This window comes from Microlunatus soli, assembly GCF_900105385.1.
GTDB classification, from domain to species: domain Bacteria; phylum Actinomycetota; class Actinomycetes; order Propionibacteriales; family Propionibacteriaceae; genus Microlunatus; species Microlunatus soli.
The window spans coordinates 5140387-5154905 of sequence record NZ_LT629772.1 but is presented as its reverse complement, the minus strand read 5'-3'; the positions used below and the strand labels follow the sequence as shown (position 1 = coordinate 5154905).

General features: G+C 69.4%; 13 protein-coding genes. 6 read left to right on the top strand and 7 right to left on the bottom strand.

Annotation, left to right across the window (positions count from 1 at the left end; all coding sequences use genetic code 11):
- Positions 1-68 precede the first annotated feature (68 nt).
- Positions 69-1256 (bottom strand): molecular chaperone DnaJ, encoded by a 1188-nt coding sequence (dnaJ, locus tag BLU38_RS23615; RefSeq protein WP_091528048.1) that lies wholly within the window; start codon positions 1254-1256, stop codon positions 69-71.
- 96 nt (positions 1257-1352) lie between these two features.
- On the bottom strand, positions 1353-2405 hold the full coding sequence (gene hrcA / locus BLU38_RS23610) for a heat-inducible transcriptional repressor HrcA (RefSeq protein WP_091528045.1): 1053 nt from the start codon (positions 2403-2405) through the stop codon (positions 1353-1355).
- Between the two features lie 69 nt (positions 2406-2474).
- Here hrcA and BLU38_RS23605 point away from each other — a divergent pair, with 69 nt between their 5' ends.
- Together BLU38_RS23605 and BLU38_RS23600 are read left to right on the top strand one after the other, a co-directional pair.
- Positions 2475-3416 carry an MBL fold metallo-hydrolase gene (locus tag BLU38_RS23605; protein ID WP_091528042.1) on the top strand — a complete coding sequence of 314 codons (942 nt, stop codon included), beginning with the start codon at positions 2475-2477 and terminating at the stop codon, positions 3414-3416.
- A gap of 114 nt (positions 3417-3530) precedes the next feature.
- A complete protein-coding gene (locus BLU38_RS23600; RefSeq protein WP_091528039.1) occupies positions 3531-4277 on the top strand; it encodes a class I SAM-dependent methyltransferase in 747 nt (248 codons plus the stop codon).
- 33 nt (positions 4278-4310) lie between these two features.
- Here BLU38_RS23600 and BLU38_RS23595 read toward each other — a convergent pair whose 3' ends face one another.
- Entirely contained in the window at positions 4311-5810 is a 1500-nt protein-coding gene (locus BLU38_RS23595; RefSeq protein ID WP_091528036.1) for an MFS transporter, read from the bottom strand.
- A gap of 158 nt (positions 5811-5968) precedes the next feature.
- Here BLU38_RS23595 and BLU38_RS23590 point away from each other — a divergent pair, with 158 nt between their 5' ends.
- The gene (locus tag BLU38_RS23590) at positions 5969-6820 is read left to right on the top strand and encodes a DUF3097 domain-containing protein (protein WP_091533016.1); all 852 of its coding nucleotides are present in this window, start codon (positions 5969-5971) and stop codon (positions 6818-6820) included.
- A 67-nt stretch (positions 6821-6887) separates the two neighbouring features.
- Here BLU38_RS23590 and hemW read toward each other — a convergent pair whose 3' ends face one another.
- Genes hemW through BLU38_RS23570 form a run of 4 tightly spaced genes read right to left on the bottom strand, consistent with a single transcriptional unit; the run spans position 6888 to position 11452 of the window.
- Positions 6888-8105 (bottom strand): radical SAM family heme chaperone HemW, encoded by a 1218-nt coding sequence (hemW, locus tag BLU38_RS23585; RefSeq protein ID WP_091528034.1) that lies wholly within the window; start codon positions 8103-8105, stop codon positions 6888-6890.
- A gap of 9 nt (positions 8106-8114) precedes the next feature.
- The gene (locus BLU38_RS23580) at positions 8115-9449 is read right to left on the bottom strand and encodes a glycosyltransferase 87 family protein (protein WP_091528032.1); all 1335 of its coding nucleotides are present in this window, start codon (positions 9447-9449) and stop codon (positions 8115-8117) included.
- 15 nt (positions 9450-9464) lie between these two features.
- Positions 9465-10790 carry a DUF2064 domain-containing protein gene (locus tag BLU38_RS31465; RefSeq protein WP_157683656.1) on the bottom strand — a complete coding sequence of 442 codons (1326 nt, stop codon included), beginning with the start codon at positions 10788-10790 and terminating at the stop codon, positions 9465-9467.
- Positions 10787-11452: a glycosyltransferase family 2 protein gene (locus tag BLU38_RS23570; RefSeq protein WP_091528025.1), complete on the bottom strand. Its 666-nt coding sequence runs from the start codon at positions 11450-11452 to the stop codon at positions 10787-10789. Before BLU38_RS23570 ends, BLU38_RS31465 begins: the two co-directional genes overlap by 4 nt.
- A gap of 125 nt (positions 11453-11577) precedes the next feature.
- Here BLU38_RS23570 and BLU38_RS23565 point away from each other — a divergent pair, with 125 nt between their 5' ends.
- The 3 genes from BLU38_RS23565 to BLU38_RS23555 are packed head-to-tail and all read left to right on the top strand — an operon-like array spanning position 11578 to position 14410.
- Positions 11578-12282 (top strand): response regulator transcription factor, encoded by a 705-nt coding sequence (locus tag BLU38_RS23565; RefSeq protein WP_091528023.1) that lies wholly within the window; start codon positions 11578-11580, stop codon positions 12280-12282.
- Positions 12279-13403 (top strand): sensor histidine kinase, encoded by a 1125-nt coding sequence (locus BLU38_RS23560; RefSeq protein WP_091528021.1) that lies wholly within the window; start codon positions 12279-12281, stop codon positions 13401-13403. Before BLU38_RS23565 ends, BLU38_RS23560 begins: the two co-directional genes overlap by 4 nt.
- A complete protein-coding gene (locus BLU38_RS23555; RefSeq protein ID WP_091528018.1) occupies positions 13400-14410 on the top strand; it encodes an NAD-dependent epimerase/dehydratase family protein in 1011 nt (336 codons plus the stop codon). The genes BLU38_RS23560 and BLU38_RS23555 overlap by 4 nt, the downstream gene beginning before the upstream one ends.
- The last annotated feature ends 109 nt before the right edge of the window (positions 14411-14519 follow it).

Here is a 14519-nt window from a genome sequence, read left to right as displayed (position 1 = left end):
CACGGAAAGTAATACTTCAACCGCAATTGAGTTCAACCGGGTGTGACGAGAGTCACCCCGGCCGGACGCTACTGGTTGGCGAAGGCGTCGCGGAGCCGGGAGAAGACACCGCGGCCGTGCTTCTGGACCGAGCCCTCCGGACGGGTCTCGTCCCGCTGCTCGGCCAGCTGCCGGAGCAACTCGCGCTGGTCGTCGTCCAGCTTGGTCGGGGTCTGCACCAACAGGGTGACGCCGAGGTCGCCCCGTCCGCCACCCCGCAACCGCGGAACACCGGCGTCGTCGATCGCGATCCGGGTGCCGGACTGGGTGCCGGCCGGCACCTCCAGCTGCACGGTCGCGGTCTCCGGATCGGCGTCGGGCAGGTCGGCCTCCAGGGTCGGGATGTCGATCTCGGTGCCCAGCGCTGCGGCGGTCATCGGCAGCTTGATCACCATCTCCAGGTTGTCGCCGTCCCGCTTGAAGAGCTCGTGCGGATTGACGTGCACCTCGACGAACAGGTCCCCCGCCGGGCCGCCGCCGGGACCGACCTCGCCGTGGCTGGCCAGGTGGATCCGGTTGCCGGTGGAGACACCGGCCGGCACCTTGACGGTGATGGTCCGGCTGGACCGGACCCGGCCGTCGCCGGAGCATTCGACACACGGATCGGGGATCACCGAGCCGTAGCCGTTGCAGGTCGGGCAGGCCTGAGTGGTCCGGATGTCACCGATGAAGGAGCGCTGGATGTGGGTCACCTCGCCCTGCCCGTGACAGGTCGAGCAGCTGACCGGCTTCTTGCCGTTCTCCGAACCCGAGCCGTTGCAGCGCGGGCACAACACGGCTGTGTCCACCGGCAGCGGTTTGGTGACACCGAAGGCCGCCTCGGCCAGGTCCAGGCTCATCCGGACCAGCGCGTCCTGACCGCGGCGCACCCGCGGACGAGGTCCACGGGCAGACTGCTGGCCGAACATCGCGTCCACCAGGTTGGTGAAGTCGAATCCGCCGGAGGCGCCGCCGAAGCCACCGGCGCCGTTGAACCCGTTGAAGCCACCCATCCCGCCGTTGCCGAACGGGTCGCCGCCGCGGTCGTACATCTCCCGCTTCTGCGGATCGGACAGCACCTCGTAGGCCTGGCTGACCTCCTTGAACTTGGTCGCCGCCTCCGGATCGTCGGAAACGTCCGGGTGCATCTCCCGAGCCTTGCGCCGGTAGGCCTTCTTGATCTCGTCGGCGCCGGCTTCGCGGGAGAGGCCGAGGATCTCGTAGTAGTCAGAGCTCATGGGTGAGTGTTGATCCCTAGATGTGAAGAGGTGGCAGATGTGCGAGGTTGCAGAAGTGGGGTTCGGATCGAGTATGCGCCTGTGCCGGTCACCGGGTCAGCCCTGGGTGAGGAAGCGGCCGACGTAGCGGGCAACGGCACGGACCGACGCCATCGTCGACGGATAGTCCATCCGCGTCGGCCCGACGATACCCAGCGTTGCCCAGTTGTCGAGTTGTCCCCCGTAGCCGGTGGAGACCACCGAGGTCGACTGGAGTCTCTCGTACGGATTCTCCTGGCCGATCCGGACCGTGACGATGTCGGGTTGGTTGACCTCACCGAGCAGCTTGAGCAGCACCACCTGCTCCTCCAGCGCTTCGAGCACCGGTTTGACGGTGGTCTCGAACTCGTCCGACAGCCGGGTCAGATTCTGGACGCCGCCGACCACAACCCGGCTGCTGCGGTCGGTGCCGAGCATCTCCAGCAGCGTGGCCGCGGACAGCTTCGCGAGCGGACTGGTCTGCAACATGGTCACCGCCGGCGTCACCGGCGCGCCGGGCTGGTCGACGTCGCCGAGCAGCATCGACAGGCTGCGGACGGCCTCGCCGGTGGTCTGGCCGACGACCGCCTCGTTGAGCAGGGTGCGCAGCCCGGTCAGCTCGTCCTCGTCGATCTCGGCCACCTCGACCAGCCGCTGTTCGACCCGGCCGGTCGAGGTGATCATCACCAGCATCAGCCGTTGGGTGGACAGCGAGACCACCTCGACGTGCCGGACCACCGAGTGCGACAGGGTCGGATACTGCACGATGGCGACCTGCTGGGTGACCTGAGCCAGCAGCCGTACGGTGCGGTTCAGGATGTCGTCCAGGTCCAGCGCGCCGGACAGGAAGGTCTGGATCGCCCGCCGCTCGGCCGCCGACAACGGCTTGACCGACCCCAGCCGGTCGACGAACAGCCGGTAGCCCTTGTCGGTCGGGATCCGGCCGGCGCTGGTGTGCGGCTGGGTGATGTACCCCTCCTCCTCCAGCGCGGCCATGTCGTTACGGACGGTGGCCGGAGAGACGCCCAGGTCGTGGTGGTCGACCAGCGCCTTGGAGCCGACCGGTTCCTGACTGGAGACGTAGTCGGTGACGATCGCCCGAAGGACCTCCAGCTTGCGGTCGTCCAGCATGGGTCCTCCTTCCGGCAGCCGTCCGGCGACTGATTGGCACTCCTTGGTCGTGAGTGCCAGTCTAATCGTATGGTTGAAAGTGCCCACATCGCCGGAACCGACGACGTGCCCCACCCCGAGCAACTGGACTTCCGGCTCGGAGCGTGGGAACTGATCGCCGACGGCGTCTACCGGATGGTCGCCGAACCGGCGTCGGTGAATCTCGGGCTGGTGGTCGGCAGCGAAGGGGCGTTGCTGATCGACACCGGGTCCAGCCCGGCCCAGGGCGCCGACATCGCGGCCTCGATCGCCGAGCTGACCGATCGACCGCTGCTCGCCGTCGTGGTCACCCACGACCATTTCGACCACGCCTTCGGGTTGGCGGCGTTCACCGACGTCGCCGGCATCGGGCACGAGACGTTGGCCGATACGCTGCGAGACGTCCCGAATCTCGACCGGGCCCGCCGGATGGGTGTCGACCCTGCCGACCTGGTGCTTCCGCAGACCCTGATCTCGGTCGCCGACGTGGTCGAGCTGGGCGGTCAGCGGGTCGCCGAGATCGTCCATCTCGGCGTCGGCCACAGCCGCGGCGATCTGGTGATCAACATCACCGATCCGGGCAGCGACGACTTCGATGGGGTGATCTTCGCCGGCGACCTGATCGAGTCCGCCCCGTCGATCGATGCGGGGGCGGTCTGGTACGGCCCGGATTCGGCGATCGACGAGTGGTCCTGGACGGTCAACCGGCTGCACGAGTTGACCGGGCCGCGGACGATCGTCGTGCCCGGCCATGGTGAACCGGTCGATCGGGACTTCGTCGAACAGCAGCGCAACGCCATCGACGCCGTACGGGTCGAGATCCTGCGACTGTCCTCCGAAGGTGTCAGAGAGGACGATGCCGCCGAGCAGGGCGACTGGCCGTTCCCGGCCGACCACGTCGCAGCCGGCATCGGAGCCGGCTATGCCGAGATCCGTGCCGCGGCCGCAACCGATCCCGCCGCCGGTGGCCGGAGCACGCTGCCGCTGGCCTGAGCGCTGTCGAGATCGTCCCGACCGCCAAGAACGCAACAGCACTGCGCCCAACCCTGCCCGTTTTGCGCAGGGCCGCGGCCGCTGGTGCTGCGAAATCAGCGATATCTTCTGCGCATGGCATCGGACGACGCTCAGCCGGACCAACCCTGGGTCGCACTGGCCGGGGATTACGAGCAGGCACGTGCCCGGGAAGATTCCCTGGACCGGCTCGTCGAGTGGCCGGCGCAACGCGAACTGCTGGGTGACGTCGCCGGTCGCAGTCTGCTGGACGCCGGTTGCGGCAACGGCGGCAAACTCGTCGAGCTCATCGAACAGGGTGCCAGCACCGCCGTCGGCATCGACATCAGCGACAACTTCCTCACCGATCCACCGGCCGGCCTGGAGCTGGTTCGCGGCGACCTCTCCGAGCTGGATGCGCTTCCGGCGCTGGCCGGTCGGACGTTCGACCGGGTGCTGTTCCTCCAGTCGTTCGGCTACGCCGAGGACCCGGTACGTACACTCCGCGCGGCCCGATCGATGCTGACCGACGACGGATTCATCCTGCTGGCCAGGACCCAACCGATCCGCTACGCGGTCGAACGGGCCGAGCAGAACGGGACCTCGTTGGGGGCGGAGTACTTCTCGACCGAGCCGTTCCGCTACCGGCACACCGGCTGGAACGATCAGGTCCAACTGACCAAGAAGCCCTACACGATGGCGGATCTACTGAACACCTTCGGTGCGGCAGGACTGTGGATCGAGACCGTGGTCGAGCCCCAACTGCCCGAGGATGCCCGCCGCCGCTACCCGCACAAACAGGCCTGGATGGACAAGTATCTCGGCATCCTGATCTTCAAGCTGCGGCCGATACCGTCGGCCTGAGCGAGCCGGCCCGATGCCGCGGATCGGACGCTCTCAGGGGCGAGATCGGGTCGAGGCATCGGTGCCGCCCGGGTGGCCGGCCGGTGACTCCAGCGGACAGTGGTTCAACCGGTGCACCGGCACCAGCTCGTCCGCCGGCTCGACGGCGGGCCGGCGACCGAGCCCGAACCAGGAGACGGCGGCGCCGACGACCAACAGGGCTGCCCCGATGATCATCGCCGGCCGGTATCCCGCCGCGAAGCCGGCGCTGTCCCCCGGCGCGACTCCGGACAACCCGGCAGCGACCGGTACGACGGCGACGGCCAGCAGACCCGCACTGCGGGCGATGGCGTTGTTGATCCCGGACGCGGCGCCGGCATGCTCGGCCGGCGCCGCGCCGAGCGCCGCAGCGGTCAGCGGCGCCACCGCGGTCGACAGCCCGAGCCCGAGCAGGATCGCCGCCGGGAGCACGTCGGTGAGATAACTCGCGTCGGGTCCGATCCGCAACCCCAGCAGGAATCCACCGGCAGCCAACAGTGTCCCGATGGTCATCAGCAGCCGCGGACCGACCCGTTCGCTGAGCGCACCGAACCGCGCCGACAGCAACAACATCAGGATGGTCACCGGCAGCCCGGCCACACCGGCTGCCAGCGGGGACCAGCCGGTGACCAGCTGGAGCTGCAGCACCACCAGCAGGAAGTACAGCGACAACGCGCCGTACATGAACAGGGTGACGGTGTTGGTCACCGCGAACACCCGATCGGCGAACAGTCCGAGCCGGACCAACGGATCTCGGACCCGCCGCTCGACCAGCACGAACGCGACTCCGGCGGCACAACCGACCAGTAGCGCACCGATCACCGGCGGGGACCAGCCGTGGCCGGCCTCGGTCAGCCCCCAGGTCAACGCCGCGAGCATGATCACCACCAGGGCGGCACCCCGAAGATCAAGACGGCGACCGGCCGCGGACTCGTCGTGACTCTCCGGCATGTGCCGCACGCCGATCCAGATGACCACCGCGGCCAACGGCAGATTGATCACGAACACCAGCCGCCAGCTGATGTCGGCCAGCCAGCCACCCAGGAACGGCGCCACGGCGGTCGCGACGCCGGCCAGACCGGACCAGGCACCGATGGCCCGTCCTCGGTCCTCGGGGTCGAACGAAGCGGAGATGATGGCCAGGCTGCCCGGGGTGAGCAGCGCCGCGCCGATGCCCTGCAACGCGCGGGCCGCGATCAGCATCGACTCGTCGACGCTGGCCGCGCAGATCAGCGATGCCAGCGCGAACCAAGCCGTACCGATCAGGAAGATCCGCCGCCGGCCCCACCGGTCACCGAGCACGCCGCCGATCAGGATCAGCGCCGCCAAGGACAGGGTGTAGGCGTTGGTGATCCACTGCAGCCCGGTGAAGCCGACGTCCAGCTCGGCGCTGATCGGGGCGAGCACGACATTGACCACGCTGCCGTCCAGCATCGCCAGGCTGGAACCGGCGATCGCGCCGACCAGCACCCAGCGGCCACGAGCACTGCGCAACCGGAGGCCCACACCCGTCATCGCCCCACCCCTCGTTGCCGACCAGCCTGCACCCGTGCACCGTCGGCCGGCAACAGATCCGTGTCGTGCAGCCGGTCGGGCACACCCCGTTCGTAGGGTTGCTCGTTGTGAATCGATACTCCGGCGACGTGTTGTCCAACGGCTGGCAGAAGTCCCACATGACCAAGAGCGCGGATTGCGTGGTCGAGGTCGGGATGGTGTTGGAGGACGCCGCCTCCGGCTACTGCGGCGCGGTGGTCCGGTGGGAGAACGGGCTGGTCGTGTTGGAGGACCGGAAGAACAAGCGGCGCAGCTTCCCGATCGGGCCCGGATTCCTGTTGGAGGGCAAGCCGGTGGCGCTGAAACTACCGCCGCGGGTGCCGGCCCATCTGGCCGGTCCGTCGACGCCGGGGTTGAAACCGAAGGTCGCCGACGGCATGGGCTCGATCGGGCGGACCGCCTCCGGTTCGGTCGCCGGTCCCGCCGAACGGGCCAAGGTGGCGCTGCCGAGCCGGATCTACGTCGAAGGTCGGCACGACGCGGAGCTGGTGGAGAAGGTCTGGGGTGACGACCTGCGGCACGAGGGTGTGGTGGTGGAATACCTCGGCGGCGTCGACGACCTGCCGGCGATCGTCGCCGAGTTCGCTCCGGAGAAGGGACGCCGGCTCGGTGTCCTGGTGGATCATCTGGTCCCCGGCAGCAAGGAGTCCCGGATCGTCGACCAGGTGACGGCCGGCAAGGGCGGCGCCTTCGTCTTCGTCACCGGACATCCCTACATCGACATCTGGCAGGCCGTGAAGCCCGGCCGGATCGGCCTCAAGGCCTGGCCGCAGATCCCGCGTTCGATCGAATGGAAGAAGGGCATCTGCGACCACCTCGGCTGGCCGCACGAGACCCAGACCGACATCGCCAAGGCCTGGCAGCGGATCCTCGGCCGGGTCAACGGCTGGGCCGACCTGGAACGGGATCTGCTCACCCAGGTGGAGATGTTGATCGACTTCGTCACCCAGGACCACCAGCAACGGGACTGACCCCGGGCCCTGAGCTTGTCGCACGGCCCTGAGCTTGTCGCAGGGCCCGAACTCGTCGAAGTACCGGTCAGTCCAGCAGGTCGCGGACGATGCCGTCGGCCAGCAGTCTGCCGGCCGGTGTCAGCAGTAGTTGATCATCATCGGTGGTGACCAGGCCGCGGTGGACCAGCTCCGGCACCCGGGCCCGCTCCCGATCGGTCAACACCGCAGCATCGAGTCCGGTATCCAGTCGAAGCTCCAACAGCACCCGTTCGGTCCGCCGAGCCTCCACGTCCAGTACCTCGCGAGCGTGGGCCGGCGACACCCCCTGATCGATCCGGGCGGCGTAGGCCGCGGGATGTTTGACGTTCCACCACCGGACGCCGCCGACATGGCTGTGCGCGCCGGGACCGATACCCCACCAGTTGTGTCCGTACCAGTAGGCCAGGTTGTGCCGACACTTGGTCGCCGGATTCGTTGCCCAGTTGCTGATCTCATAGTTGTGGTAGCCGGCCCCGGACAGCATCTGCTCGGCGAGTTCGTACTTGTCGGCAAGATCATCATCGTCGGTCATCGGCAGCTCGCCTCTGCGGATCCTTGTTGCCAGTCGCGTGCCAGGCTCGACGATCAAGGAGTAGGCGCTGACGTGATCGGGACCGGCGGCGATCGCGGCGGCCAGGCTGGCCTGCCAGTCGGCGAGGGTCTCCCCCGGCGTTCCGTAGATCAGGTCCAGACTGGTCTGCGCGATCCCTGCCTGCTTGGCCTCGGCGACGGCCTGCTCGGGTCGGCCGGGCGTGTGCACCCGGTCCAGCACGGCCAGCACATGGGGCCGGACCGATTGCATCCCGAACGAGATCCGGGTGAAGCCATGATCGGCCAGCCGGCGCATACCGTCTGCGTCGATCGACTCGGGATTGGACTCGGTGGTGATCTCGGCGTCCGCCGTCAGCCCGAACCGGTCCCGGATCGCCGCCAACATCCGACCAAGATCATCGGGCGGCAGCAGGGTCGGGGTGCCGCCGCCGACGAACACCGTGCTGACCGGCGGCGCGGCGTCGCCCAGCACTCGGCGAGCAAGATCGACTTCGGCGATCGCCGCGTCGGCGTAGCCGCGGCGACTGGCGCCGGGCGCATCGCCGAGCTCAGCGGCGGTGTAGGTGTTGAAGTCGCAGTATCCGCAGCGGGTGGTGCAGAACGGGACGTGCAGATAGAAGCTCAGCGGCGTGTCCGCGATCGTGGACCGGGCGGCGTCGGGCAGCTCACCGGTCGGCGGCGCCGGCTCACCGTCGGGAAGCGTCGAGGGCATGCCCGCAGGCTAGCTCACGCCCGCGATCCGACGTCTGTCGCGGGCAGCCAGCAGCGTCGCTGTGACCAGCACGACGGCAGCCAGACCGTAGCCGACGGACTGCAGCCACGGATTGTGGTCGTGCAGATAGCTCAGGTACGCCGCCGGCCAGAGTGCCAGCCACCGCAGCCGGCCGGCCATGATCGCCAGCACCATCAGCGGCAGCAGGTACCACGGGTACGCCGGTGTCGCGATCAGGAAGGCGGCACCGTAGAGCCAGCAACAGGTCTGCAGCAGCGGCTCCCGACGCGTACGCAGCACGGCCAGCGTCGCCACCGCAGCGGCCAACAGCAGCGCGACCGGCAGCCGGGCGGCCTCAGGGAGCAAGATCAACAACGCGAACCGGCGGCGGCCGTCGAAGCCCTCCTCGGCGAGATAGCCGGGCAGGAAGCCGACCACCAGTCCACCGACAGCGATCAGATGCGGCAGGTAGCCGAGGGCGAAACTCCCGACCGCGGTCAGCAGCGAACCGCGCCGGCCTCGGCGCAGGAAGATCGGCAGCAGCAACAACGGCACCAGTTTGACCGCGCCGGCCAGTCCGAGGAACAGCCCGGTCAACCATTTCCGTCGGTGGAGCACCGCCAGTCCCATCGCGGCCAGGAACAACGCCGCCAGGGTGTCGACGTGGGCACCGTTGGCCGCCTCCAGGGTCGTCGCCGGACAGGCGCCGTAGATCAACGCCAGTACCGGCCGACGTCGGCTCTGCCCGGCGGTCAGCACCCTGGTCAGCAGCAGCACGGTGATCACCACCAGGACCGCGGCTCCGAGTTGGACACCGAACGTCCCGAGCCGCCACGGGGTGATCGCTGCCACCGCGGTGAACCACAGCTCGGCGACGGGTGGGTAGATCGTGTGCACCCAGGACCGGTTGATCACCGGTAGCTCTGCTCCGGGTGGGAACAGGATCGGGTCCCGCAGGAACGCCAGTGCACCGGACAACGGTGGATACCGATAGGGATCGATCCCGGCGAGTTGCACCCGGCCGTCCCAGACATAGCGGTAGGCGTCGTCGCTGAGCACCGGCACCGAGACCAGGCCGGGCAGCTGGCAGGCCGCGGCGATGATGATCACTGCGCGCCGGGACAGGCTCGCCGCCCGGCCCCGCAGCAGGACCACGATGATCCCGAAGATCAACACGCCGACGAACAGACCCAGCCGGGCGAACTCCAGCCGACGCAGCCCGATCACACCGAGGTCGATAGCCATGATCATCAACGTGGCCGTCACGATCACCGCTTTCGACCGCAGCCGGCCACCGGTGTCGGTGGTCGAGGCCGGCGGCCGGGTTCCGCGCAGGAGTGTCATCGTCAGAGGCTTCCGTCACAGCGTCCGGAAGGCGACGAAGACACGGCCGTCGGCGGTCCACCGTTCGGTCACGATCAGGCCGAGCGCCTGTCCGCGGCGGATCAGGGCTGTGGCGCCGATCCGGGCCCAGCGCACGGTGCCGGCGACCGGTCCGGATCGCAGCAGCACCTCGTGCAGCTCGTCCGCATCGGGATCGGGGTCGGTCTCACAGATGATCAGTCCGCCCGACACGGCGAGCCGGGCGCATCGTCGCAGCAGCGCGTCGACGTCGCCGCCGATGCCGATGTTGCTGTCCATCAGCAGCACGGTCTCCCAGCGGCCCTCACCGGGTAACGGCCCGGACAGGTCCCGACGCAGCGCCGGCCCACCGTTGCGCTGGCTCGACGCAACGGCCGCGCCGGACAGATCGACGCCGAGCGCGGCGCGGCCGTGCTGGACCAGCGCGGTGACCATCCGACCGGGCCCGCAGCCGAGGTCGATCACCGGCGGCTGACTGCGGGCCACCACCAAACGATCCGCGTCGTCGGCCGGGTGTTGCCAGAGTTGATCATCGATCCGCAACGGGTCGGTGCCGGTGGCGCTGACCGCCGTCAACGACCTACCGGTGTAGGCGTGATCGAAGATCATCCGGGTCTCGGCGAGTGACTGCATCTCCGGTCGGAGTGAGGTCAGCCGCCGATGGGCGGCGGAGAACCGCAGCCACGGGAACTGTTCGGCGACCTCGGCCGCGTCCGTCGGCGTGTCGACGTCGCGGAGAGGTGGCAGCAGCTTGACCCGGTAGCCCAGGTCCAGCAACCGGGACAGCTGGGCCGCGCCGGTCCGCTCGGTCGACATCGGGATCTGTGCGAACACCGGGCGGGACGGCCCGTGTCGCAGCCCGATCCCCCAGTAGCCGCCGTCGTCGGTGAGCCCGAGGACGGCATCGGCACCGTCCCAGGAGACGTTGAGCAGCTCCGGTGTCAGCTGCGGGGTGTCCATCGCGATCAGCAGCACGGGTCGGCCCGGATCGGCGACCATGGCGGTGTCGAGGGCCAGCGCAAGCCGATCATCGAGCCCGCCGCCGCCCTGGTCGATGACGTCGAATCCGTCCTGCCAGCCGCCGGGATTCCCCGCCCAGGCAAGGATCCGGCGTCGTACGCCGCTGGCACGGACCGCCTGCAGCGTGTCGTTCAGTGCTGCAGCGGCGAGCTCGGCGGCCTCGTCGGGCGTGAACCTCGTCTGCAACCGGGTCTTGGCTCGGCCGGGCAGCGGCTCCTTGGCCAGCACGATGATCGTCTCGGCCCGATCGGTGTCGGTCGACGCCGGCACCGCTGCTGTCGGCTCGGCGACTCCCATGATCATCGACGGATCGCCCCACTCATGTCGATCACCGCACGGAGCGCACCGAGCGGCGTACCACTCACCTTCGACCGCCCGATCCGGGGTGCGTACCCGACCGGTACCTGCTCGATCCGCCAGCCCGCTGCGGCGGCATTGATCACGGTCTCGGCCGGATAGCCCGAGCGGCGGTCCCGCAGCCCGAGGGTCAGCAGTGCGTCCCGTCGGGCGACCCGCATCGGTCCGAGGTCGACCAGCGGCACCCCGGTCCGCCGCCGGAGCTGTCCGGCGAGCCGGCGGTTGGCCCAGCGCAGCCGCCATGGCCAGGCCGACGCGTCGGTCGGCTCCCGGGCGCCGATCACCAGGTCGGCGTCGTCGGCCAGCACCGGTGCAGTCAATCGGGGCAGCTCGGCGGCATCGAGCGTGCCGTCGGCGTCCATCACCGCGACCAGCGGTGCGGTGGCCGCCTCGAGCCCGGCATGGCAGGCGGCGCCGTAGCCCCGCTGTCCGCAGCTCACCACGGCGGCACCATGATCACGGGCAACGGTCGCGGAACCGTCGGTCGAGCCGTTGTCCACCACCAGTGCGTGATAGCCCGCGGGCAGCCGGGCCAGCACCGCCGGCAGCGCGGCAGCCTCGTTGAGACAGGGCAGGATCACCTGCACCGGATCCGATGCGGTCGTCATGGTCATCGACGCTAGACAGCCGCGGCCCTGATCCACCATGCACGACCGCTTTCGGTTCGCTTACGGCGGTGCTGGCGAGGCGTCGTCGGCACCGGGCCGGTGTCGACCGGCCGTAGGCTGACGGAGTGGCTGCACGGGTGTTGATCATCGAAGACGACCAGATGCTCGGCGATGTGCTGGCGAACTACGTCGGCAGCGCCGGGCATCAGGTCAGCGTCGTCCACGACGGCGCGGAGGCGTACGCGAGCTGGCAGCGCGAACCGCCGGACGTCGTGCTGCTGGACGTGATGCTGCCGACCCTGTCCGGGTTGGAGGTGTTGCGCCGCCGCCGGGCGGCCGGCGATCGCGCCGCCGTGATCATCATCTCCGCTCGCGGTGACGAGCAGGACCGCTTGATCGGCCTGGAGGTCGGCGCCGACGACTACGTGGTCAAACCACTCAGCCCGCGGGAGATCGTGCTCCGGATCGAGGCCCTGCTCCGCCGTGCCGAACAGCTCGGCGGAGCCAAACTGCTGGACCGGACGCTGCGGGTGGCCGACCTGGAGATCGACCAGGCCGCCCGGATCGTGACCCGGGACGGGAACCAGGTCAACCTGACCAGTCGGGAATTCGATCTGCTGGCGTTCCTCGCCGGGCACCCGGGCGAGACCTTCAGCAAGTCGGCGCTGATGCATCGCGTCTGGGGATGGGACTTCGGCGACAACTCGACCGTCACCGTGCATGTCCGCCGACTGCGGCAGAAGGTGGAGGACGACCCGTCGGAGCCGAAACTGGTGCTGACCGTCGGACGTGAGGGCTATCGGGTGGCACGGGAGGACGAGCTGCGATGAGCGATCTGTTGATCATCGCCGCGATGACGATCATCGGGTGCTTGGTCGTCTGCGGTGCCGCGCTGGTCGCGTTGCGGCTCACCCGGCGGGCGTCGATCCGCTATCAGTTGATCATCGCCGCCCTGACCCCGGTGGTCGCCGTGGCGGTGACTGTGATCATCAACGTCTGGCGGATGTTCCTGTCCCGGCACGACAGCGGCGTCATCCTGTTCGCCCTTGCGGTCTCCTTCGTGCTGGCCACCGGTCTGGCGCTGCTGGTCACCCGGCGGATCGTCGCCGGCGCCTCCCACCTCGGCGCCGGAATCTCCCGGCTCGCGGTCAGCCAGGACAGCACGCCGGCCGACCCCGGGTTGCCGGCCGAGCTGGCAAGCGTGCTCACCGAGCTGGACAGCACCAGGGCACGGTTGGCCGAGGCACGAGAACGGGAGCAGGCCGCGCAGCGGGCGCGGCAACAATTGGTCCGCCATCTCTCCCACGACCTCCGGACGCCGTTGGCCGGCCTGCGGGCGATGGCCGAAGCGCTGGAGGACGACATGATCGCCGACGTGCCGCTGGCGATGCGTCAGATCCAGGCGACGGTCGGCCGGATGGACACCCTGGTCGGCGATCTGTTCGAGCTGTCCCGGGTGCAGGGTGGTCCGGCGACCCGCGAACACCGGATGCTGGCGCTGACCGAGTTGATCACCGACCTGGTCGACGAAGCCGAGCCGGTGGCCCACCAGGCCGACGTCACGCTGCGGCTGGAGGTGCCGGAGCAGGATCGGCTGGCGATCAGCGGCGACGCCGACGCCCTGGTCCGGGCGATCGGCAACCTGATCGCCAACGCGATCCGGCACACCGCACCCGGTGGCGTGGTGATGATCACGGCCGGCCGCAGCGACGACGGTGCCCTCGAGGTCGCGGTCACCGATGGCTGTGGCGGTATCCCGGAACAGGATCTGCCGAAGGTGTTCGACGCCGGCTGGCGCGGTGACCGGGCGCGCAGCGCGGACGGTGCCGGCCTCGGTCTGGCGATCGCCCGCGGCGTGGTGGAGTCCCATCGCGGCCGGATCGCGGTCTCCAACGCCGATCTCGGCTGCCGCTTCGACGTCCAACTGCCCGCCCCGGAGGCGGCCCGGTGAGGGTGTTGGTCACCGGCGGTGCGGGCTTCATCGGATCGGCGGTGCTGCGGGCCCTGGCGGCCGGCGGGCACCGGTCGACCAGCTACGACCTGGCGACCGATCCGCGGGACGACATCGTCGACGTCGATCGACTCCGGGCTGCCACCGCAGGGCAGGACGCCATCATCCACCTGGCGGCGAAGGTCGGGCTCGGTGTCGACCTGTCCGACCTGGACGGTTACGCCCGCCACAACGATCTCGGCACCGCTGCGGTGCTCCGCGTCGCAGCCGAGCGGTCGATCGGCCGGGTCGTCCTCGCCTCCTCGATGGTCGTCTACGGCGAAGGCACCGCCCAGTGCCCGCAGCACGGCACGGTGCCGGTGCCGCCGCGCACCGAAGATGATCTTGCTCGCGGGATGTTCGAGCCGCGCTGTCCGCGCTGTGCCGAGCCGCTCCGGCCGGGTCTGGTGGCCGAGGACACCGGCTTCGATCCGCGCAACGTGTATGCCGCGACCAAGGTGCAGACCGAGCAGCTGGCCGCGATCTGGGCGCGGGAGTCCGGCGGTACGGCGGTCGGGCTGCGCTACCACAACGTCTACGGGCCCGGCCTGCCACGGGACACCCCGTACGCGGGAGTGGCAGCGATCTTCCGGTCGGCACTGCTGGCCGGTCGTGCCCCGTCGGTGTTCGAGGACGGCGGACAGCGTCGTGACTTCGTCCATGTCGACGATGTCGCCGCGGCAACGGTGGCCGCACTGCAGGCTCCCGGTCTGACCGGCTACACCGCGTTGAACATCGGCTCCGGCACGATCACCACCATCGGTGAGGTCGCGGCGCGGATGGCGATGATCATGAACGGGCCCGCTCCGGTGATCACCGGGCACTATCGGCTGGGTGACGTCCGGCACATCACCGCCGACAGTTCGGCAGCCCGTCGGCTGCTCGATTGGCGGCCACAGGTGACTCTCGAGCAGGGACTGGCCACCCTTGATCAGGGCCTCGATCAGGGACCGGCAGGTCTCGCGTAGCCTCCACCCGAAGGTACCGGGTAGGCCGCATCCCCCGACAACGACCTACCCGGAGCTTCGCTGCAGGATATCCTACAAGTCGCCGCGCTCGGGAGAACCGCCCGAGAGA

Excerpts from the sequence above, each read along its gene's own strand:
- BLU38_RS23570 (WP_091528025.1), bottom strand. The coding sequence starts at position 11,452 with ATGACGACCGCATCGGATCCGGTGCAGGTGATCCTGCCCTGTCTCAAC.
- BLU38_RS23605 (WP_091528042.1), top strand. The coding sequence starts at position 2,475 with ATGGTTGAAAGTGCCCACATCGCCGGAACCGACGACGTGCCCCACCCC.
- BLU38_RS23580 (WP_091528032.1), bottom strand. The coding sequence starts at position 9,449 with ATGACACTCCTGCGCGGAACCCGGCCGCCGGCCTCGACCACCGACACC.
- BLU38_RS31465 (WP_157683656.1), bottom strand. The coding sequence starts at position 10,790 with ATGATCATGGGAGTCGCCGAGCCGACAGCAGCGGTGCCGGCGTCGACC.
- dnaJ (WP_091528048.1), bottom strand. The coding sequence starts at position 1,256 with ATGAGCTCTGACTACTACGAGATCCTCGGCCTCTCCCGCGAAGCCGGC.
- BLU38_RS23590 (WP_091533016.1), top strand. The coding sequence starts at position 5,969 with ATGACCAAGAGCGCGGATTGCGTGGTCGAGGTCGGGATGGTGTTGGAG.
- hemW (WP_091528034.1), bottom strand. The coding sequence starts at position 8,105 with ATGCCCTCGACGCTTCCCGACGGTGAGCCGGCGCCGCCGACCGGTGAG.
- BLU38_RS23595 (WP_091528036.1), bottom strand. The coding sequence starts at position 5,810 with ATGACGGGTGTGGGCCTCCGGTTGCGCAGTGCTCGTGGCCGCTGGGTG.
- BLU38_RS23560 (WP_091528021.1), top strand. The coding sequence starts at position 12,279 with ATGAGCGATCTGTTGATCATCGCCGCGATGACGATCATCGGGTGCTTG.
- BLU38_RS23600 (WP_091528039.1), top strand. The coding sequence starts at position 3,531 with ATGGCATCGGACGACGCTCAGCCGGACCAACCCTGGGTCGCACTGGCC.
- hrcA (WP_091528045.1), bottom strand. The coding sequence starts at position 2,405 with ATGCTGGACGACCGCAAGCTGGAGGTCCTTCGGGCGATCGTCACCGAC.